This is a genomic window from Croceitalea sp. P059 (assembly GCF_031846365.1).
Lineage (GTDB): Bacteria > Bacteroidota > Bacteroidia > Flavobacteriales > Flavobacteriaceae > Croceitalea > Croceitalea vernalis.
In genome coordinates this window covers 509,581-530,865 of the sequence record NZ_JAVRHW010000003.1, presented here as the reverse complement: position 1 = coordinate 530,865, position 21,285 = coordinate 509,581, and the positions used below count along the sequence as shown (strand labels likewise).

18 protein-coding genes are annotated in these 21,285 nt (G+C 34.9%); 6 read left to right on the top strand and 12 right to left on the bottom strand.

Annotation, left to right across the window (positions count from 1 at the left end; all coding sequences use genetic code 11):
* The 8 genes from pbpC to RM542_RS12550 all read right to left on the bottom strand — a co-directional run bounded on the left by pbpC (window position 1) and on the right by RM542_RS12550 (window position 11,902).
* The gene (gene pbpC / locus RM542_RS12585) at window positions 1-2,352 is read right to left on the bottom strand and encodes a penicillin-binding protein 1C (protein WP_311386092.1); all 2,352 of its coding nucleotides are present in this window, start codon (window positions 2,350-2,352) and stop codon (window positions 1-3) included.
* 80 nt (window positions 2,353-2,432) lie between these two features.
* Window positions 2,433-7,991 carry an MG2 domain-containing protein gene (locus tag RM542_RS12580; RefSeq protein ID WP_311386091.1) on the bottom strand — a complete coding sequence of 1,853 codons (5,559 nt, stop codon included), beginning with the start codon at window positions 7,989-7,991 and terminating at the stop codon, window positions 2,433-2,435.
* A gap of 173 nt (window positions 7,992-8,164) precedes the next feature.
* Window positions 8,165-8,614 (bottom strand): hypothetical protein, encoded by a 450-nt coding sequence (locus tag RM542_RS12575; RefSeq protein ID WP_311386090.1) that lies wholly within the window; start codon window positions 8,612-8,614, stop codon window positions 8,165-8,167.
* Between the two features lie 71 nt (window positions 8,615-8,685).
* Window positions 8,686-9,489, bottom strand: a complete 804-nt coding sequence (locus tag RM542_RS12570) for a TPM domain-containing protein (RefSeq protein WP_311386089.1) — start codon at window positions 9,487-9,489, stop codon at window positions 8,686-8,688.
* Window positions 9,470-9,907, bottom strand: a complete 438-nt coding sequence (locus RM542_RS12565) for a TPM domain-containing protein (protein ID WP_311386088.1) — start codon at window positions 9,905-9,907, stop codon at window positions 9,470-9,472. The genes RM542_RS12570 and RM542_RS12565 overlap by 20 nt, the downstream gene beginning before the upstream one ends.
* 2 nt (window positions 9,908-9,909) lie before the next feature.
* A complete protein-coding gene (locus RM542_RS12560) occupies window positions 9,910-10,509 on the bottom strand; it encodes a LemA family protein (protein WP_311386087.1) in 600 nt (199 codons plus the stop codon).
* 86 nt (window positions 10,510-10,595) lie between these two features.
* Window positions 10,596-10,925, bottom strand: coding sequence for a MerR family transcriptional regulator (locus RM542_RS12555; RefSeq protein WP_311386086.1), 330 nt, complete (start codon window positions 10,923-10,925; stop codon window positions 10,596-10,598).
* Window positions 10,925-11,902, bottom strand: coding sequence for a M23 family metallopeptidase (locus RM542_RS12550; RefSeq protein ID WP_311386085.1), 978 nt, complete (start codon window positions 11,900-11,902; stop codon window positions 10,925-10,927). The genes RM542_RS12555 and RM542_RS12550 overlap by 1 nt, the downstream gene beginning before the upstream one ends.
* A 104-nt stretch (window positions 11,903-12,006) precedes the next feature.
* On the opposite strand from RM542_RS12550, the gene alaS reads away from it, so the two are divergent.
* Both alaS and RM542_RS12540 read left to right on the top strand, forming a co-directional pair.
* Window positions 12,007-14,622 (top strand): alanine--tRNA ligase, encoded by a 2,616-nt coding sequence (gene alaS / locus RM542_RS12545; protein WP_311386084.1) that lies wholly within the window; start codon window positions 12,007-12,009, stop codon window positions 14,620-14,622.
* Window positions 14,623-15,252, top strand: a complete 630-nt coding sequence (locus RM542_RS12540) for a DUF4230 domain-containing protein (protein ID WP_311386083.1) — start codon at window positions 14,623-14,625, stop codon at window positions 15,250-15,252.
* Here RM542_RS12540 and RM542_RS12535 read toward each other — a convergent pair.
* Window positions 15,220-16,983 (bottom strand): aromatic amino acid hydroxylase, encoded by a 1,764-nt coding sequence (locus RM542_RS12535; protein ID WP_311386082.1) that lies wholly within the window; start codon window positions 16,981-16,983, stop codon window positions 15,220-15,222. The two genes, RM542_RS12540 and RM542_RS12535, sit on opposite strands and share 33 nt — an antisense overlap.
* Window positions 16,984-17,033: 50 nt before the next feature.
* The gene (locus tag RM542_RS12530; RefSeq protein ID WP_311386081.1) at window positions 17,034-17,495 is read right to left on the bottom strand and encodes a DUF3291 domain-containing protein; all 462 of its coding nucleotides are present in this window, start codon (window positions 17,493-17,495) and stop codon (window positions 17,034-17,036) included.
* 146 nt (window positions 17,496-17,641) lie between these two features.
* Between RM542_RS12530 and RM542_RS12525 the strand changes: the two genes are divergently transcribed.
* On the top strand, window positions 17,642-18,109 hold the full coding sequence (locus tag RM542_RS12525; protein WP_311386080.1) for an Lrp/AsnC family transcriptional regulator: 468 nt from the start codon (window positions 17,642-17,644) through the stop codon (window positions 18,107-18,109).
* 73 nt (window positions 18,110-18,182) lie between these two features.
* Here the strand turns inward: RM542_RS12525 and RM542_RS12520 are convergent, their stop codons facing one another.
* Entirely contained in the window at window positions 18,183-18,758 is a 576-nt protein-coding gene (locus RM542_RS12520; protein WP_311386079.1) for a DUF4136 domain-containing protein, read from the bottom strand.
* A gap of 74 nt (window positions 18,759-18,832) precedes the next feature.
* Window positions 18,833-18,994: a DUF5522 domain-containing protein gene (locus RM542_RS12515; protein WP_311386078.1), complete on the bottom strand. Its 162-nt coding sequence runs from the start codon at window positions 18,992-18,994 to the stop codon at window positions 18,833-18,835.
* Window positions 18,995-19,186: 192 nt separating this feature from the next.
* Here RM542_RS12515 and RM542_RS12510 point away from each other — a divergent pair, with 192 nt between their 5' ends.
* The 3 genes from RM542_RS12510 to RM542_RS12500 are packed head-to-tail and all read left to right on the top strand — an operon-like array spanning window position 19,187 to window position 21,276.
* The gene (locus RM542_RS12510) at window positions 19,187-19,519 is read left to right on the top strand and encodes a hypothetical protein (RefSeq protein WP_311386077.1); all 333 of its coding nucleotides are present in this window, start codon (window positions 19,187-19,189) and stop codon (window positions 19,517-19,519) included.
* A 3-nt stretch (window positions 19,520-19,522) separates the two neighbouring features.
* Window positions 19,523-20,428: a pyridoxal-phosphate dependent enzyme gene (locus tag RM542_RS12505; protein ID WP_311386076.1), complete on the top strand. Its 906-nt coding sequence runs from the start codon at window positions 19,523-19,525 to the stop codon at window positions 20,426-20,428.
* A complete protein-coding gene (locus RM542_RS12500) occupies window positions 20,425-21,276 on the top strand; it encodes a glucosaminidase domain-containing protein (RefSeq protein WP_311386075.1) in 852 nt (283 codons plus the stop codon). The genes RM542_RS12505 and RM542_RS12500 overlap by 4 nt, the downstream gene beginning before the upstream one ends.
* Window positions 21,277-21,285: the final 9 nt, after the last annotated feature.

Genomic DNA, 21,285 nt, shown 5'->3' with positions numbered 1-21,285 from the left:
TTAATTTTTGGAGGCCAAATCAACTTTTAATTGCTGCTGAATGCGATTACCTTTATCATCGACTACACTGAGTAAATAGTTTCCAGGTTTTATATTTATAATAAGTTCGTGAAAACTGCTAGTGGTGTTAATAAAAGTGTCATCCAAATACCAAAACACTTCACTGTTTGGTTGTTGATGGGCAAGTTTTAATATGATTTCACTTGTTTTGTTTCCTAGGTTTTTTGGTACTAGAATGATTTCATTTTTCTTGGGATACAAAAACGCCATTGGAGTTTTTATATAGGTATTACAATCATTCGAATAAACGGGTTTTTTTTGATAATCTGGATTTGCGGTGGCATAGTAATACTCAATCACTGGAGGTAGCGAAAACCAACTTTTAAATTTGATATTTTCTAACGGATAGCAATTAGCGGTCACCTGAAAAACTTCATTTTGATCTAACGCTAATTGTTCATGAAAAGGACATGTTTTACTTTTTAATCCGTTTATTGGCATTTGATTTTCAGTTTTATGATCACAATAAATGGAGGCTCTATAGCCACTTTTAATACAAACTTCTAAGGGCTTTAAATCATCAAACGGTATCTCAAACCAATTGCTTTTTGGTAATATTTGAAGCACATCAAATAAAATGGGCGCAGCGGCAGTAATTCCAGTTAATCCTGGTCTGCCTTCACCATCAGCATTACCGGCCCAAATACCAATCGCATATTCAGGTGTGACTCCGACGGCCCAGGCATCTTTAAACCCAAAACTTGTTCCGGTTTTCCAGGCAATCGGCTGTGATTCATCAAAGAATTGCCAATTTTCTTCACCCTCAGGTCTGTTTACTTCTTGCATTGCTTTAAAAGTATGGTATATAGAACCAGCATTTAATACTGGGGCTTGAAACTGGTCCTTACCGAAATTAATTTGTTCGTTCAAAAGATAGGAGGCAGATTGAAATTCATTAGAACGGTAAACACTAGAATTTGTATTAAAATAATTCAAAGTGGAGGCCAAAGATGCGTAGGATTGGGTAAGTTCAATTAAAGAGCTTTCTGCTCCGCCTAAAATGATAGGCAAGCCATAATATCCTGCAGATTTATCTAAGCCCTTAAATTGTAAATCATTTAGGTTATTGTAAAATTTTTGAAGTCCGTACTCTTGTAATAACCTCACTGCAGGCACATTTAATGATCGTGATAAAGCACGGTCAGCAGGTACCGCACCAGAATAGTTCTTGTTGAAATTTTTAGGGTTATAGCCATTTATTACCGTTGGTATATCTTCCACCAATGCTTTAGGTAATAACCGACCTTCATGCAATAGCGATGCAAATAAAAAGGGTTTAAGAGTGCTACCTGTACTTCTTTTTTTGGTTAAAATATCAACATAATTATCATGCTCTTTTGAAGTGGGTGAATTTCCTAAATATGCCAGTATTTTTCTAGAACTGACATCCATTACTAGTATGGCTAAATTGTGTATTTCATTATTTTTTAATCGTTGGTAATTTTGGTTTGCAATACGATTTACCTGTTGTTGTAAATTATAATCTAAAGAACTACTTACACGTTCGCCACCATGTTCTTTTTTAGCCCGTTCCGTTAAATGAGGAGCAATATTAGGTAGGGGTAATGGCTTTTTTGGTAATGGTTCCGCTACGGCTAATTCATAAGTGATTTCATCAATTTTATCTTTTTGAAATAGCTTTTTTAGTAATCTATTTCGCTTTAACAATAGCGCTTGTTCATTTCTACCCGGAAATATTAATGATGGTGCATTGGGCAAAACAGCAAGTGATGCAGCTTGCCCCCAGCTTAATTCGTTGGCAGGTATACCAAAATAGCGCCATGAAGCTGTTTCTAATCCAACCACATTACCTCCATAGGGTGTATAGCTTGCATATAGCGTTAAAATTTCATCTTTAGAAAATCCGGCTTCTAAACGCGTTGCTAAAAAAACTTCAATTACTTTTTCAAGATAATTACGTCTTTTATTTTTTCTGCTTAACCTGATTACTTGTTGAGTTATAGTACTTCCACCCCTACGCGTATCTTTAGTTAGATTGTGTTTGATTGCTTTTAAAATTGAAACAGGATTAAAGCCAGGGTGATTGTAGAAATGCTCATCTTCAAATAATAATACAGATTGCTTAAATTTCTCAGGAACACTATCTAATTGTGGAAAACGCCATTGACCATCTTCCGCAATACGAGCGCCAATTAAGGTTCCATTCGAACTTTCTACAACTGTTGATATTGGGTCGCTAAAAAGTGATTTAGGTAAACAAAACAGCCATAGAATAATGAAAATCAGTAAAATACTGAACTTTATTTTATGTTTATAAAATGGCTTCTTCAAAATTCAATATAGATTTCATTTCTTTAATCTAGGCGTATACATATTGATTAAAAAAATCAACTAGTCCCTTTAATTAAAAATTATTGAACAACTTTAACCCATTGTCCTTTAGTTCTTGCAATAGCAGTATTATCATACATAGCTTCAGCTTGACTACCTGGTAAATAATACTCCCCTAGAAAGGAAGCATTCAATTTAATATGAAAAACCTTCGCTTTTCTAGCCTCTAAACCAAAATATAAATTGGTTCTATCATCACGTGTGTCAATGTAATCTGTTTTCTTAGTATTGCTGTTACCAACATTTGCATATGAAGTATCTACAATTTCCCAACCGCTAGGTACAACTTGAGTTAGTGCAATATTATTAATAGCATCATCTGTAGCATTAAAAACAGTGATTTTTGCTTCAAATTCTGTCCCTTGTTTAATCGAGGATACATTTATTAATTTCGAAAGTGGATCTAAATACTGAACCTTTAAATTAAGTTTTTGCTGCTGCGCCAATTCTTTACCAACAGGTAATTTTCCTGATTGCGTCAAAGTAGTATAGATGATGTTATTTTGATTATTTTGAATTGCAATATGCTCTACATTATTGTTAATGCTAATATTTCGTTGGGCAATAGCACGGTCTGACTTCACATTAATTTTTTGACCGTTATGAGTGTAATTTAATGCTATTGATTTTCCACCATTCTTCATAACCATTTTAGCCATGGATAATAATGCATAAGCCGTTTCTTGGGTGCTATACCAACGTTGAGAAGAAAGATTTTTGGCCAATGAAATAGCCAAATCACGTTGTTTAGGACTTTCAAGAAGTACTAAGGTCTCTAAGGCCATGGCTCTATTTCTAAAAACAGACCCATAGGTGTAATAATCGTAATTGTTAGCTTTAAAGTTGACATTAGCAGTTTTTACAAGTAATTCAGCTACTTCTTTTTTTCCAACCATAATATAAGCTGCTGCAAGTCTCCATTTTGCTTCATTACTCATATTTTTTGACTCCCGAAGACGATTCATGGCTGCTAATTCTGGCTGCTGAGCTAGAGCTAATGTATACAATCTATAAGCCTGAGTTAAATCGTTGTTATATGAAGCACTAGTTCTGCTCCATTGTCTAGCTGCATCTTTTTGATAACGTAGCCAATTACTCAAAAAGGTTAATGGCAGTTGATACCCTTTATTTCTTGCTTCAAGCATAAAATGTCCGGCGTAAGAGGTTCCCCAGTCATCAGTATTACTGTAACCGGGCCAATAGCTTAATCCACCGTTAGGAGCTTGAAAATCACTTAATTTTCTAATTCCGGCTTTTATGTTCTTTTGAATATTCTGTTTTTTATCATAAGTAATGTCCAAAATTTCAGATAAAAATAGCTGGGGAAATACCGCTGAGGTTGTTTGTTCAACACAACCATGCGGATATTGAAGCAGGTATTCCATTCTTTTTGAAAAATCCATTGGAGGCAATGTAGAGAATTCTAAAAATGCGGTGTTAGTTCCAGAAGTTCCAAAAGGCTCAAATGAAATCGTATCTGATTCATTTTTTCCAATTGTAAATAGTTTACTTTTTGACGTAATTGGATTGGGGTTTTCAATGTCAATTTCAAGGACCTCACTAGCATTTTCACCAGCCCCAGATGCACTAACTTTTATAGTTTGAAACTTAGATGAAGGTTTTACTTTGAATTTGAAATTTACGATTTGTTCTCCGATCGCACTAAACGTAATATTCTTAGAAGAACCATTTATAGGCTCAAGGGCGCTACCAGTTTCAATGCTAACTTTTACATTTTTCACCTTCTTTTCCATGGCAAATACAGTGACCGGTATAGTTACAGTTTCACTAGGTGTGAGCTTGCGCGGTAAAGATGTTAATACCATTAAAGGCTTTCGAACAGGAGTAGACTTTTCGTAATTACCATAGGCACTTGACTCATTTCCCGCAATAAGCATAGTACGCACAGAGCCAATATAATTTGGCATTAAAACATCGTGTTTTGCCTGTTCTCCCGGTTTTAGGTTAAAAGGCCCCAAATAAGTCACGACAGGTTTAAAACGTTGTGCTTTCCTATTTTTTGCTCCGTTAGCGATTCCCCCGCCACCAATTGCGTATATATTGTCAACACTTAATGAGTAGGCACCCATCACATCATCGAAAATATCAAAGGTCTTTACACCTAAAGCTTGGCGTGCATAAAATGAACTATGGATATCAGGAGTTCTAAATCTGGTTAAATCTAACAAGCCTTCATCAACTATTGCTAGAGTATAGGTCATAGGTTTTTTATTGGCTTCAGAAACCTTTACCGTAAATGATTTTTCGGGCTCAAGTATAGAAGGTAATTCCATTTGAGGTTCTAGAACAGTTGCTTTATTTGTAACTAATAATGGTACTGCTCCATAAAGTCTAATTGGTAGATCATTGGTGGCTTGATTATGCGGTTGTAATAAAGAAATATTGATATAAATGTTAGGGGCCATTTCTTCCGTAATAGGAACGGTTGCCACTGTTTCTTTACTTGAAGTTTCTATCCATTGTTGCGATAAAACTTCGGAGCCATTCTCAATACTCAATAGAGCTCGGCTACCAGCATCGGAAGGAAAAGTGATAATGGCATTTTCTCCAGTGTTATATTCTTCTTTATCGGCAGAGAAAATTAATATTTTGGAGCTTTCAGTATCCCCTGAGGCTGGTCTTTTCCACCAATTCCGGTAAAAGTATGCAACACGCCCAGTGGCATGACCACTAACTTCATCGATAACGCGAATTAAGAATCGCCCTCCTTCATTATCAGGTATGTTTATTTTAAACTTACCTTTTCCATTGGCAGCTGTAGTAACACTCATTTCTTTAAATGGGCGATGAACAGTCGCGTTTTCATAACGTGAGAGATTATCACGACCTCGATTCCACCACCATCGCCACTCTATTTTAAAAATCTGAACAGTTAGTTTTCTATTTGGAGCGGGGTTTTCATTTGCATTTAAGGTAACCACATCAAACTCGGTATTTTCGTCGGTTAAGTAAGATCCGTATTGTCGAGCTTTAGGAGATTTTAATCCAACAAAATGAGTATAAGGTGCTAGCTTTTTAGAAAACACATCAATTGAAAAATCGCCACCACCTTCGAAAACTTTAGTAGTAAAAGTGGCCTCTAACATGCCTGGGGCGTTTGAGTTGACAGGTATTTTTTTATTGATTTTTAGGTTACCCTCAGCATCTAAATCTGAATTTAAAAACTGAATTTCCGTTTCGTTAAAAGTGCGTACGGGGTCTAGAAAAGTAAATTCTTTATGCGAAGCAAAAGAAGTTGAAATAGCTCTGAGCTTGGTGTTGATATCTATTTTTAAATTCCGAGCAGGAGCACCATGCAACCATTTTACATTTACTTTGCCGGTGTTGGATTCATTTGCTTTTAGAACTTCTTCGTCAAAAGTAATCGCAACTTTCAGGCGGTTAGGTTTGACTGTTGCAATTTTGATGCTTTTATTAAATGTTGCCCCTCCTACTATTATTTTTGCATTCCAATTTCCTGTCGGTGCAGCTATTTCCGTTGGTATAGGGAAATAGTAAAAACTACCTTCTTTTTTAGCATATATTCCTTCAGATATTTGGGCGCTTTCCGTTTTTAGTACGGTTCGCTGTACAAGTTTCCCACGGGCATCAGATACTTCTAGTGTAACAGGGTGATTTGTTGGTAAGGGATTACCCTTGTCATCTAAAACAAAGGTCAAATGTACCATATCGCCAGGCCTATGCACACCTCTATCCGTGTATAAAAACCCCTGAAGCCCTTTCTGTAATTGCTCGCCTGAAATATCAAATTTACTCATTGATATAGCATTACCATCTGCCAGCTTAGCGTAAGCGAAGTTATTTTGATTTTCCGCTACCGCGAAAGCAATATTTTTTTCACCATCGTAAATAGCGAAACCTTTGACATCAGTAACAACCTCTGCAATTGCCTGTTGTTGATAATTATACAAGCTAATTTTTGTGTTTGGTTCTGGTTTAGCGGTTAGTAAATTAGTAGCTGCAAAATGATGAGATTTATTATTTCCTTTTTTTACAATAAGTCCCAAATTACTTCCCAAAAGGTTGGTAAAGGCTATTCTATCAGGATTGTAATAAGCTGAATGACAAGGGTTTTCTTGTTCTTCCCAATTATAATTATAATTTCGCCAATAATAAATCTGGTTATCCCAATAGCGCTCTTCTAAATCAAGTTCACTTTGATTTTGCTCAAGGGAAATTGAAGACTCTTCTTCTTTTTTAATTTCAGAATCACAAGCGTAAGAAGTATGTTCTTTTTTAAAGCTCAACTCAATTCGATATAAGGAACCGGGACTGACTTTTATTAGCTCTGAAAGGTCTAAAGCATGTGCTTTCCAATAGCTATTATTTTCATCATTGCTTTCAATAAGTGGAATTACTTTGTAAGCCACCCTTCTTCCTACGGGTCTTAAATCAGAATTATAGCTTTGAGTTAAATCGTTGTTTTGTAAAAATTGCAACACATTGTCTTCAAATATTTCAATTACACGTACTTCCACCGCATTAAGATTAACTGTCTCAAAATAAATAGGTGTGGAGGTTGCGTCTGGTAGTATGGTGCCTTTTGAAATTAACCGAACGTTAGGTTTTAATTGTTCAAAAGAAACCAGTTCAGAAAAAGTAGATTTAAGAGAAAACCCGTAGGCACTTTTTATTCCTTCAAAAGCTTTGACTCGTACTTGTCCTAAGATCCTATTGGATGGATAAACTTTTAAAACGTTTCCATCTATTTCATACCGTAGGTTTTCTGCATTTTCAATAGTTATTAATCCGTTTAGATTTTGATTTTGTTTAAGAGGCTCAGAAAAGTTTAGGGTTAATGCCGCGTTAGGAGCAATAGATGTTTTAGCATCAAGAATCACAAATTTGTTCAATCCAGGAATGACATACTTCTCAGACCCTTCATTTTCAGCTCCAATAGCTTTACCTGACCAATTAATCGTGATAGATTCATCATTAATACCCCTTGGGATACTGTCAATTCTGAAACTGAAATAATTTGCAACGTTTGAAGCTTCATCCCATTTTATTTTTAAAGAGGAATTCTCTTTTTTAGCAGATAGTATGGTTTTAACTTCTTTAGTACTAACTAAATCTGAAGCGTCAAGAACTCCTTCAAGATATTGCCATTCTTTGCTATAAGACTGAAGGTTTCTCAGGTTTACTTTAAAGTTTGGGGTGATTGTTTTGAAAGAAAAATTATAACGATTAAATTCTGAGGGTACATCTTCTACAAGTTTATTCAATAATATAGTGACTGTATATTCAGTATCTGGTTTTAAAAGTTCTAAAGGTTGAAAACTAAGTTCTCTTCCATTTTCAATAACCAGTTTACCCTCAACTTTAGGATTAATTTTTAAGTAACCTGTGGGTATCTCCTGAGCCAACTCAAATTGCTCCAAAGGATTTGCTAATAGAATTTTTATTGAAGTACCAATACTTTGTTGACCCTGTGTATGTGAGCTTATATAATCTTTGAATTTAAATAGATTATCCGTAGTGTTGGTTTGATTCTTTTGTTTACAAGAATTAAAAAAGACAAACAATGTTATAATAAAGACTTTTATATAACGACTCATTATTGCAGTGATTAAGATTAAACATATATACTACCATTGCAAGATAACCTAAAATTAAGGCAGGTAGTTCACTGAAAATGGGGTTTTTGAGTGTTTAACTCTTAGTAATTACGCAGTTATTTTGTCAACAGACTATACATTAAGAATAATTTGTGAAGGTTGTTCAGACCGGTTTAGTCTAGGGTAATGTTGTAAAGTCCAGTATTGTTTTCTTGTAGAATACCGTTGATTTCAAGACTTTTTAATCTAGGGATGCCACCACAACAACCGCCAGATTCAGACAGTTCTATCTCAATAACAAGTGGAATTATGATGTTGTTTTCTAGCACAAGATTATTTTGGAAAGTACCTGTTGACCAGTTATAGTTTTCTAAAACCAATATGGCGTCTGTATTTTCAGTATTGAAAGTGGAAAGACCTATCATAAAGTCATTGGCATTATCTCCTGTAACGGAAATGTCTTCAAGCGTATAGATTTCAGTTATAAAAACATTAGCGTTGTCTTGTTCTATATTGAATGCCAAAACTGGTGGCCCTAGGCATGAAACTGCAGCGCAATCATCTTCAGGACAACAGGTTGCACATAAAAAAATGAAGCTAGCTACAAGTTGTTTTAAGAGCATGAGTTTTATTGTAAGATTCTGAATTGTCTAAGGGTTGCTTAATTTTTGGAAGAAATTCACTTTGTATGATGCTACCAACCGCCAGATGCCCCACCACCGCCAAAGCCGCCACCGCCAAAGCCACCACCAAAGCCTCCACCACCAAAACTTCCACCGCTTCCAAAACCACCTCCAGAGGAACCGCCTTTGTAACCACCGCGCCCCATATTGCTGAGAATAATAATATCCCATATATCTAGTCCACCGCCATTACGTCCTCCACGGTTGTTTTTACCGCCCCCTCGACCTTTTCTACTTGCCAAAATCAGTAGGATAACAAAGAAAATTATAAAGGGTAAAAATGCTTTAAAAGAAAAACCTTGATTGTTAAAGTTTCGTTCTTCGCTAAATTGACCCGTCAGCACCTGAAATATGGCGTCTGTTCCTTTATTGAGTCCATTATAATAATTTCCAAGTTTGAATTCTGGTATAATCACAGATTCTATAATTCGTTTACTTCTGAAATCTGTGAGATACTCTTCCAAACCATATCCAGTACTTATTGCAATTTTTCTATCATCTTTCGCTAATAGAATTAACACACCATTATCTTCGTCTGCCTTGCCAATACCCCATTTTTGCCCCCATTTGGCACCTATGTAATTGATATCTTCTCCTTTTGTAGAGCTTATTACAGCAATAACTATTTGAGTAGAGGTACTATCAGAATATTGAACTAACTTTTGCTCTAACGAAGATTTTTGAGAGCTTGAAAGTAGGTTTACATAATCGTAAACACTAGTTTGTTTTTTGGGTTTTTCAGGTACCGTGAATTGGCCCCATGCAAGTGAGATAAATAAAAAGGAGATAAGAAAACTAACCCTTTGAAATTGCATCGCTCAGTTCATTTGTGTCATTATGATTCCATGGAAAATGTGCCTCTAATTCTTTACCAGCAGTTAAAACACCCTCAACAATACCATCTTTAAATGCATCCTTCTTGAAATGGCTAGCAATAATGGTTTTTGTTGACTCCCAAAAGCCTTTAGGCACGGCTCTGTCGATACCTTTGTCACCATAAATAACAAATTTTTTGTCATGAACAGCAACATACAGCAATACTCCATTTTCATCTTTTGTGTTATCCATTTTTAGAAAATGAAAAACTTGTTGGGCCCGGCTAAAGTGGTCTATTTTTGATGATGCTTCAATATGCACCCGGATTTCACCAGAAGTATTCTTTTCAGCTTTTAATATTGCCCTAACAATTTCTTGCTCTTCATAAACGGTAAGAAAATCTTCTACTTTTGACATCTTTAATTAAAATCAAATTCTACGTCAGGAGCATTCTCTGAACCTGGGTCAGAACTAAACAACGCTAATGCATCAAAACCTGCAATATTTGCAATGAAATTAGTTGGAATTTTTTCAATAGCAATATTATAATCTCCTGCTAAATCATTAAATCGATTACGTTCAACGTTTATTCTATTTTCAGTTCCTTCTAATTGCGATTGTAGTTCTAAAAAGTTCTTATTAGCCTTTAATTCTGGATAACGTTCCACAGTGACTAGAAGCCGAGATAATGCGGATGATAATCCTGATTGTGCCTGTTGAAAAGCGGCAAGTTTTTCAGGAGTTAGATTATTGGCATCAATGGTTGTTGAAGTTGCTTTTGAACGAGCCTCAATAACATCTTTTAACGTCCCTCTTTCAAAATCAGCTGCTCCTTGAACGGTTTTAACTAAGTTGCCTATTAAATCACCTCTTCTTTGATAAGAGCTTTCTACGTTAGCCCATTGTTTTGTTGCTTGGCCCTTCATGTCTACAAGACTGTTATTTGTATTTACATACCAACTTCCTAAAACAAAAATTAGGACACCAATAATTACCAATGGAATTAATAATTTTTTCATTTTCTAAGGTTTTAAGTGTTTATCTTGATTATAGTTATTAATAGGTCAGAAAAAATAGATTTTGTTACAACCTATGAAAGAATACTTCAAAGGTTTTCTTTGATTTTTACCAATTCAGCACGTACTTTTTGAAGTTTTTCAATAACATCAAAATTTGATAATGTTTTGTGCTTTTCTTCCTTCAGGTGAGTTTTGGCTCCTTCTAAAGTAAAACCTCTTTCTTTAACTAAATGATGAATTAGTTTTAGGTTTTTAATATCTTCCGGAGTGAATTTTCGATTTCCTTTAGCGTTTTTTTTGGGTTGTAAAACATCGAATTCTTTTTCCCAAAATCGGATTAAAGATGTATTTACATCAAAAGCCTTAGCAACTTCACCAATACCATAATAGCGCTTTTCAGGAAGGTCTATGTGCATTAATCTAGAGATTGATTTTCTTGTGTAGCAAATTTGAGCATGTTCTCAAACTCTTGTGGAGATAAACTTCCATAATAGAAATTAATTGGATTTATTCGTTCCTTATCTTTCCAAACTTCGTAATGTAGATGTGGTGCTTCAGAACGTCCGGTATTGCCTACAAAACCTATCAAATCGCCACGCTTAACTTTTTGACCTTTACTTACATTGTACTTGCTTAAGTGAGCATATACGGTCAAATATCCGTAGCCATGATCTATTCGTATGTGTTTGCCAAAACCAGAAGAATTGTTATCAGCCCTGGTTACCTTGCCGTTACCTGAGGCATAAACTGGTGTACCTCTTGGTGCTGTAAAATCCATCCCGCGATGCATTTTTCTCGTTTTTAAAAAAGGATCAGTACGCCATCCAAATCCCGATGCCATTCTAGTCAAATCTTCATTGCGAACAGGTTGTATAGCAGGAATAGCTTCAAGAAACTTTTCTTTTTCCTCTGCAAGAATAGCAATCTCATCTAAAGATTTTGATTGAATCACCATTTGTTTCTGAATGATATCTAACCTTTTGGTGGCATCAATAATAATTTCAGAATTGTTGAAACCTTCGAGTGATTTGTATCGATTAACTCCACCAAAACCAGCTTTCCGTTGTTCTTCCGGTATAGGATTGGCTTCAAAATAAAGACGATAAATATTGTTATCACGATCTTGAATATTGGCTAGAACATTTTCAATCTGTTCCATTTTTTTATCCAATATTTCATATTGTAGTTCATAATTAGAAACCTCTCTTTGTAAAGAAAGCTCTTTTGGTGTATTAACTAAATTGGTATTTAGTAAAAAGAGAAGGCCTAAAAAACCAAAAAGAGATGCGCCTAATAAAAAGAACAACACATTGCGATACCGTTTCGATTTTTTCGGCTCAATCTTTCTATAAGAGAGCGTATCTGGATCGTAATAGTATTTTACTTTAGACATGAAGTGAAATTATCCTATTTTTGGTCATTCGTTTTAAGGTAACAAACAAATATAAAAATTGTTTTGTTTATTCTGCTAAAATTAATTAAAGCTTAACTCCCAAGATGACATCTCAAAAGGTTAGAGAACAGTTTTTAAACTTTTTTAAATCAAAAGAACATAAGATTGTTCAATCAGCACCAATGGTCATGAAGAATGACCCTACTTTAATGTTTACCAATGCTGGTATGAACCAGTTTAAAGAATTTTTTCTCGGAAATTCTAAGGCTAAATCAAAAAGAGTTACCGATACTCAAAAATGCCTACGCGTTAGTGGCAAGCATAATGATTTGGAAGAAGTAGGTAAAGATACTTATCACCATACGATGTTTGAGATGCTAGGTAATTGGAGTTTTGGGGATTACTTTAAAAAAGAGGCAATTCATTGGGCATGGGAGCTTTTAACGGAAGTCTATGGAATAGATAAAAACAGTCTATACGTATCCGTTTTTGAAGGCAGTGATGATGCTGATAATCTTAAAATGGACCAAGAAGCTTTTGATTTGTGGAAGGGTATTGTACCAGCGGATCGCATAATCATGGGTGACAAAAAGGATAATTTCTGGGAAATGGGGGATCAAGGTCCTTGTGGCCCTTGTTCAGAAATACATGTAGATATTCGCTCAAAAGAGGAAAAAGCAAAAATATCAGGTGCTTCATTAGTGAATCAAGACCATCCATTAGTGGTTGAAATTTGGAATCTTGTATTTATGCAATACAATCGTAAAGCCAATGGAAGTTTGGAAGATTTGCCTAATAAGCATATTGATACAGGGATGGGCTTTGAACGTCTATGCATGGTTTTGCAAGATGTAAAATCAAATTATGATACTGATGTTTTCACCCCTTTAATTAGAGAAATTGAAACCATAACCGGGGCAGATTATGGTAAAGATCAAGAAATTGATATTGCCGTACGAGTAATAGCCGATCACGTTAGAGCAGTTGCGTTTTCAATTGCTGACGGACAATTACCAAGCAATACTGGAGCGGGCTATGTTATTCGAAGAATTTTAAGAAGAGCTATTAGGTATGGTTTTACATTTTTAGATACTAAAAAGCCATTTATATATAGATTGGTAAAGGTCTTAGGAGAATCAATGGGGCAAGCTTTCCCAGAATTAAAACAACAATACCAATTAATTGAAAATGTAATTAAAGAGGAGGAGGCCTCATTTTTAAGCACCTTAGAACAAGGATTAATCTTGCTTGACTCTGTCATTAAATCAGCAAAAACTAAGACAATTGATGGCTCTAAAGCTTTTGAATTGTATGATACTTTTGGTTTTCCAATAGATTTAACTTCATTGATTCTTGAAGAGCGCGGATATGAATTAGATGTCGACGGATTTGAAAAGGCTTTAAAGGCTCAAAAAGATAGGTCTAGAGCAGCTTCTGAAACCTCAAAAGAAGATTGGACGGTTTTAACTGAAGATGCTGAACAAGAATTTATCGGATATGACAGTTTAGAAGCTACAGTGAAGCTTGTCAAGTATAGAAAAGTAACTAGCAAAAAAGAAGGTGATCAATATCAATTAGTCTTTAATTTGACGCCCTTTTATGCTGAAGGAGGTGGGCAAGTTGGTGATAAAGGGTATTTAGAAGCTTCAAATGGTGATGTAATTTACATTACTGATACTAAAAAAGAAAATAATGAAATTGTTCATTTTTCTGAAAGTCTTCCAAATCATATTTCAGACCATTTTAAAGCCGTTGTAGATGCAAAACAACGCCAACGTACAGCAAGCAATCATTCTGCCACTCATTTATTACATCAAGCGCTAAGAGAAGTTCTTGGAGAGCATGTGGAGCAAAAGGGCTCCGCTGTACATTCAAAATATCTACGTTTTGATTTTTCGCATTTTTCTAAATTGACTATAGAAGAATTGAGAGAAGTTGAGAATTTTGTCAATGCACGTATTGAAGGACAATTACCTTTTGAAGAAGGTCGCAATATACCTGTTAAAGAAGCGCTTGCACAGGGGGCTATGGCGCTTTTTGGAGAAAAGTATGGTGATACTGTGCGCACCGTACGTTTCGGACAGTCTATTGAGTTATGTGGAGGCACTCATGTTAAAAACACAGGTGATATTTGGCATTTTAAAATTACTTCTGAGGGAGCAGTTGCTGCAGGAATAAGAAGAATAGAAGCCATCACCTCGGATGCGGTAAAAGACTTTTATTTTAAAAACAACAGAACACTTTTCGAAATAAAAGATTTGTTGAATAACACTAAAGAACCTGTAAAAGCAGTTACGGCTTTACAAGATGAAAATTCACAATTAAAAAAACAGGTTGAGTTATTATTAAAAGATAAAGCCAAAGGACTTAAATCCGAATTACTAAGTGAATTGACTACTATTAATGAAGTTAAATTTTTAGCAACGAAGGTTGATTTAGACGCTGCGGGTATAAAAGACCTTTCGTTTGAGATAGGGAATAATAAACAAGACCTTTTCTTGCTTTTAGCTTCTGAAAAAGATGGTAAGGCTATATTATCATGCTATATCTCAAAAGAACTGGCTTTTGAACGTAATTTAAATGCTGGTACTATAGTTCGAGAATTGGGTAAATATATTCAAGGCGGCGGCGGCGGACAGCCCTTCTTTGCAACAGCAGGGGGTAAAAACCCAGCTGGTATACCTGAAGCATTAGAAAAGGTTAAAGACTATTTAAAATAGATGAAAAAAGTTCTTGTAGGTGTAGTAATGACATTGGCTTCGGTTTTGATTTATAAGTCATGCACTGATGATTCAAAACAGAAATCCAACCTGCAAGAGAATTCAATGCTAATTGAGCAGCAAATTAAAAATGTTTCAAAACTAATTGTGACCGAGGGTCATTTTGCCGAGGTTTACAATTACGCAGATTCCAAGGAGCTTTTTGGGCCATTGATTACTGCAGATAAAAAGGCCTTAGTAGTGGTAAACGCCGAGGTCTTAATTGCCTATGATTTAAGTAAAATAAATTTTGAGATTGATCAAGAATCAAAGACGTTGTATATTAAAGATATACCTCAACCTGAGATTAAAATAAATCCAGATTTTGAATATTACGATGTTACTGCGGACTATCTAAATCAATTTGACGCCAAAGATTACAATAAAATCAAACGTAACGTTAATACATCGCTTCTAAAAAAAATAGAACAATCTTCTTTGATAAGCAATGCAGAAAATCGGCTTTTAAGTGAGCTTTCAAAGTTTTTAGCATTGACTAATTCTCTAGGATGGAAACTGGTTCACAATAATCAATCACCAATTATTGAAATAAATGATTTAAACCTGAGCGGTAACGCTTTGATTGACTAAAGCCAAACCGTCATCAATTAATTGCCCAATCTTTGGGGTATTCTGTTTTACCTGCTCTAAATGTTTTAAAATATTATTTGCGAGATTATTTTCGTTGGTAGATTTGGCTAACTCATACAACTCAATTGATAATAACCAATCATTCGGAAACGTTTTACTCACTTCTTGAAATACTTTGTTTCGTGAAATTGTACTGTTGATTCCATTACGGTAATCACGAACTTGTTGATAGTAATTTTCTAAGACAGTTTTTTCTTTACTTTTTTTGTTTTTTTTTGGTGTATTGCTTATTTCATGACTAATCAAATCAAAACTGCTTAAATCAGCGGGTCCGTTAAACGCGGAAGTGATATGTTCGCCAACCGCCATATGGTACAACCCCCATTCTGGTAAAAATAATACAGTGTCATCATGCGTTACGCGACAATCTTTGAAAGTAATCAATACGATTTCTCCTTTTAAATTTCGCGTTCCGGTAATAATTTCACCAGTCACAATTACTCCACCTTCAAATTCTAGAGTCACCTGCTCACCTTCAAAAATATTGTAAGCTTTCAAATCGCGCGGTCCCATGTCCTCTATAGCGAGATTTATACCTTTTAATTTTCCAATTGGTGAGCCAAATCCATTTGGGTGATTATTAGTGCCGTGGCCTACTAGTTCTTTTTCTCGATAAGCTAATGCTGTTGGTCCAAAGGTTCTAAGGTAAATCGGTTTGCCATCATATGCTATAAGGTTATCAAAAATCCCTGAAATTTGAATTCCTGTACTCAGTTCTATCGTCCCTAATGCTTTTGAATGTACTACTTTTTTTAAGCCTCTTAAACCTCCTGTTCTAAGAGCCATGCTATTTGCAAAGTCTTCAAGAACTTGACTTAAATGAGCAAAATCAGGCGTAACAAATAGTTGTGGTTGAGGTTTGGTAATATCAAAACCTATATAGGTTGCATCCAAGGTGTATGGCTTCTTTTTTACATCATCGGTCATACACCATGCACTTTCGCCAATTGATGATAAAAGACCAGCGCCATAAAGTTGCGGTTTCTCTATTGTTCCTATGAGGCCATATTCGACAGTCCACCAATGTAAATTTCTGATTAATGCCATTTCGCTAGGCTCACCCATATTTTCTTGAAGAAATTCAATATGTTTTTCTGCTTTTTCAATTTCATCATCTGGGGTGCCTTCAGCTTCTTTGATGATTGATAAATGACGGACGGCTTCATAAAGCTCATAATCCTTGGCGCTTGAAATTGCTTTACAGCCAATTTCTCCAAAACGTCTTAAGTATTCTGCATATTCTGGGTTAGCAATAATTGGTGCATGGCCTGCTCCTTCGTGGATAATATCCGGAGCAGGGGTATATTCAATATTTTCTAATTGCCGAATATCTGAAGCAATTACTAAAACGTTAAATGCTTGAAACTCCATAAAAGCGGATGGGGGAATAAACCCATCAACAGCTACTGCTGCCCAACCAATTTCTTTGAGTATTCTGTTCATTCCGTACATGTTCGGAATGTTGTCTATGTCAATACCTGTTTTTTGGAGGCCTTCAATATACGATTGGTGTGCAACTTTACTGAGGTAATCCACATTTTTTCTCATTACATAGCGCCAAACAGCTTGGTCTATTGCTGTGTAATCTTCATAATTTTGAGGTTTTATATATTGTCGTAAATGCGGTGGTAATTTATCTAAAATAGGATTGCTTTGGTATGTAGTTTCCATAAATCAATGCTTCTTTATTCTAATGATTCTAATTTTTTAGCCGACACTTTTTAAATGACTTCTCCTTGGGCATTAAATAACTGTTTCATTGAAAAAGCTGAAGCTGTATCGCCATTAAGCTCTAATTCTTCAAGCTTGTTTTTAGCCATTTGTAAACTTGGTAATTCATTTACAGGTAACCACCACATTACAAATTGGGAAGGCCCTTTAATATCAAACCACTTCTTTTTGTTTTTTAAAAAATAAGAATGTACTGTACCGTAAACAAAAGCTTTAAAAGAATCAAGATCTTTCCAAACGCTTATATTCACAGCCATCATTTCATCTTTAAAAGGAGATTCGATGTAACTTGCGGATCTTCCTGTATCGTCTTTCAAGCGCCATACAAATCCATTACTTTCTTCAGCAAATTTATTAACGGGCTCTAAAAAATCAACGAATTCTTTCATGATAGGGCTATCAAGGCTTGCATTAAAACGAGCAATATTCGCTTGTGTTAAATGATATTTCATTAAAGGCATATTTCTTATAAAGTTAAGATGAAAAGTTTAAATAGTTGTTTTAAATATAAAAAACAGTAATATTCACTATTTTGTAAATATTTTTAAGGAAAAAGTGTTATTTTGACTGTAAATTGTTTAGGTAAAGAGGAAAAAATATGTATTCAGATTTGGATGATACCGATAGAGCGATATTAAAAATCTTAGAAAACGATTCAAAAACTATTGCAAAAACTATTGCAGAACAGTTGGGTTTAACTAAAACCCCGGTTTACGAACGCATCAAAAGATTAGAGCAAGAAGGTTTTATTAAAAAATATGCTGCCATCATCAATAAAGAAAAAGTGGAGAGTAGTATAACGGTATTTAGTTTTATATCCTTAGAGGTTCAAAAGGGAGCGATGATGGATGATTTTTTAGAGTTGGTTAATCAGTTTCCCGAGGTGGTTGAATGTTTTGTTGTTGGTGGTGAGTTTGATTTTTTACTAAAGGTTATTGTAAAAAATCTTGATGCTTACTATACATTTGCTAAAACTAAAATCGCCTCTTTACCAAATATTGGCGCTGTAAAAAGTGCTTTTGTGCTAAAAGAGGTTAAAGACGAAATTGCTTTTCCATTATTATAATAAACAGCGAAGTAATTAAGCTTATTTGCGATAAACACTTAAAAAGGCTTACTAATTACTTCGCTGCTTGAAATTATCTTGCGACTATAGAAGGTGGATAAGCTTCTAATATTTGAGAAACAAATTCTTTGATTCTTTCTTCCTTCTTTTCAATATTCTTTGTGTTATTCAAAGTGCCAACACCACGACCTTGCCAAACCAATTCTTTATTCTTATTGTCAATAAGGTCAATGAAAAGTGATCCTTCGGTTCTAGTTGAAACATTAGGGCCAAAATTACCGCCCCAACCAAATCCAGGGCCCCAGCCCCAACCCCAACCAGGTCCCCAACCGTAACCGCCCCAACCAAAGTTGTTGTTGTATACGTCAACTTGCTCACGTTCCTTGGTAAATATGCTAACTAGTAAATCTGGATCTTGCGATTTTGAAAAACCACGTGAAGTCATTTCAGCGTCAATTGCTCTTAATATGCGTTTTTTATCTAAATCTGAAATTTGAGCTTTGTCAATTCCGGTTTTGTAAAAGGCATATGTCTTGTAGGTATTAAAATTAGCCTCTTTATCATAATCAGCTAATACACGAACCGAAACACATGAACTTAAAAACACCAGCGCTATTAAGGGTAAAACAAATAATTTCCATTTTTTCATAACAATTTTATTTTGAGTTAAACCAGAACTTTATGCTCTTTAAAGACATCAAATACTATGCCGAAAAGCTATATTTAACTAGTAGAATTCGTTTTTTGGTTATATCCATAAGGGCAATGTCTGCAACCACTTTCGCAGCAGAAGCCCCTCTTTAAATGATATTTTTCAGTAAACACCTTATATCCTTCCGGTGAAAGGTAAAAGTCACCATCTTCTAAGGGTAATATTTTCTTCATTTATCATTTTTCAATACTTTCAAAATTAGCTATTTAGCCTATGAAACTAGTATCGTTTTAGAACGATTTAACGAGTTATTTAGGTTTTTGACAGTAAAAGGGTAAGAAAATTCCTTTGTTTCCGTTCTTAGCACTGTTAAAAAATTATATTTGTGAGCCCCACTATTCAAAACAACCTCAAAGTTGTCAAAGATGGTCGTAGTATTTAAACATTTTTTTCGAAAGAATTATGTGGGTCTTACCATATGGCCTTTTATAATTGTCAAAGAAGATAATTATAAAGACGATGCCGTTCTTATCAACCACGAACGTATTCATCTGAAACAACAACTAGAGTTGTTGGTTATTCCTTTTTACTTATGGTACTTTTTAGAATGGTTGTTGAGAACAATCCTATATTTAAATAGCTATCGAGCTTATCAAAATATTTCTTTTGAACGCGAAGCTTATGCTAATGAAGATGATTTGGATTACACTAAAAGTCGAAAATTATATAGTTTTATACGCTATATTTTTAGAAAATAATTTTTGCAAGTTCTCAATCAACAAATAAACTTACCGCTCCTCCAAGAAAAAGGTATTTCACTTTCAGTTAAGAGAGAAGATGCTATACATCCGCTGATTTCAGGTAATAAATATCGAAAACTGAAGTATAACCTGCTTGAAGCCAAAAGACAGAATTTCAAAACCCTTTTGACTTTTGGGGGCGCTTACTCGAACCATATTGCAGCTACCGCTTACGCTGGAAAAATTCATGGTTTCAAAACCATAGGTGTTATAAGAGGAGAAGAGCTTAAAGAAAAATGGCTTGACAATCCCACATTATTTCAAGCCAATAAAAATGGAATGACTTTTCATTTTACAAATAGACAATCTTATCAATTAAAAGAATCAGAGTCGTTTTTAAACCGACTACGATTAAAATTTGGTTCTTTTTTTGTGATACCCGAAGGTGGTACAAATTCTCTGGCTATTAAAGGATGCGAAGAAATATTGACAGAAAATGATAAGGAATTCAATTTTATAAGTTGCTGCGTGGGCACAGGGGGTACAATTGCCGGGCTAATCAATTCAAGTAATAGTAATCAAAGAATTTTAGGGTTTCCTGCTCTTCAGGGCGATTTTTTAAAGGACGATATTCGTAAATTTGCACAAAATGAAAATTGGGAACTAATTTCTGATTATCATTTTGGTGGCTATGCTAAGGTTGATAAAAGCCTGGTTTGTTTTATGAATGATTTTAGATCTGAAACAGGAATAATCCTAGATCCAATCTATACAGGCAAAATGTTTTATGGGCTTTTTGATAGAATTACTAAAGATTATTTTCTTCCGGGAACAAAAGTTTTGGCTATTCATACTGGAGGTTTACAAGGCATAATTGGAATGAATAGTATACTGAAAAAAAAGAATTTACCGTTGTTAGACCTATGAAGAAGCATTTTCTGCTAATTATTTTTATTAGTGCCATCCTAGTTGCTTGTGGCACAAAGAAAAGAACCACAGCAGCCAAAAAAGTTAATACCACTGATAAAGTTGGAGTTTACAAGCCTAACACAGGCATTAATGATACCAAATTCAATAAGTCAGAATTATACCCTTTACCCGCAGATCCAGGATATTTTAAAAAGTTTCCGATTGCATCTACTACAGAATATATAAATGAGTTTTCAAAAATTGCGCAGTATGAAATGCGTGCTTTTGGTATACCTGCAAGTATAACATTAGCGCAAGGTATTTTAGAAAGTGGTTCTGGCAAAGGAGAATTAACACAAAAAACGAATAACCATTTTGGAATAAAATGTCATACCGGATGGCAAGGCGAATTTGATTTCCACGATGATGACGCCAAAGGAGAATGCTTTCGCAAGTATAACCATCCTATGTTTTCGTTTAGAGACCACAGTATATTTTTGGCCTCTCGTTCTAGATATCGTTTCTTATTCAATTATAGAAGAGATGACTATAAAAAATGGGCGTTTGGATTGCGACAAGCTGGTTATGCAACGGATAAAAAATATCCTCAAAAATTAATAGCTCTCATCGAACGCTTTAATCTTGATGAATTTGATGATGAAGTTGTAAAGGGTGGTTTTGAAACTATACGTAAAACAAAAAAGTACGATGTCTTTACCCATCAGGTCAGAAAGGGTGATACCCTTTATGGCATTTCAAAACAATATGGAGTTCCGGTCGATGAGATAAAGCGCTTCAATAGTTTAAAAAATAACACCATTTCTGTAGGTCAAGTAATTAACCTAAGAAGGATAACTTCTAAGTAAAGATTTTTC